Genomic DNA, 718 nt, shown 5'->3' with positions numbered 1-718 from the left:
CGGCATCGTCGGCACCTCCGGTTACGGCTGGCTCGAGCGGCACGCCAGCCTGGCGACGATCATGCGGGTCGGGCTGCTGATCGAGACCTTCACCCATCTCGGCCTCGCGCTCACCACCACCGGCTGGGTGGCGATGGTGATCATGTTCGTGTTCGGCGCGCACGCGTTCGTCTGGGGGACGACGTCGCGGACGGTGCGCATGCGGGCGGTGCCGATGCAGCTGCAGGGCCGTGTCGCCAGCCTGTACTCGATCGGTGTGTTCGGTGGCATCGTCGTCGGCCAGGCGCTCGGCGGGGTGATCGCCCGCATCTGGGGCATCACCGGCCCGTTCTGGTTCGCCTTCGTCGGCTCGGCGATCCTGCTGGCCCTGATCTGGCGCGAGCTCGCGCACATCGCCCACGCCGACGAGGCCGCGCTCGCCCAGAGCTGACGCGATTACGTCAGCGGGCTCCGCGGGAGCAGGCGGTCGCTGATGATCCGCTTCTGGATCTCGCTGGTGCCCTCGAAGATCGTGGTCAGCCGGGCGTCGCGCCAGTGCCGCTCGACCTGCCGCTCGGTGGTGTAGCCGTTCCCGCCGTGCAGCTGCATGGCCTGGTTGGTCACCCGCACCGACATCTCGGTGGCCTCGAGCTTGACCATCGACGCCTCCTTCTCGCACGGGACGCCGAGGTCGAGCAGGTGCGCCACTTGGCGGTAGAAGGCGCGGCACTGCTCGATC

At 69.5% G+C, this 718-nt stretch carries 1 protein-coding gene and 1 pseudogene; one reads left to right on the top strand and one right to left on the bottom strand.

What is annotated here, in order from left to right; translation table 11 throughout:
- Nucleotides 1-430 (top strand): annotated as a pseudogene (locus E4P40_RS27775) (MFS transporter); the annotation flags it as partial.
- Between the two features lie 5 nt (nt 431-435).
- Here E4P40_RS27775 and E4P40_RS27770 read toward each other — a convergent pair.
- Nucleotides 436-718, bottom strand: a 283-nt coding sequence (locus E4P40_RS27770; RefSeq protein WP_280790671.1) for an acyl-CoA dehydrogenase family protein, incomplete at its 5' end; no start/stop codon positions are given.

The sequence above is a fragment of the Blastococcus sp. CT_GayMR20 genome, assembly GCF_004570345.1.
This window is presented reverse-complemented; position numbering and strand designations above follow the sequence as displayed.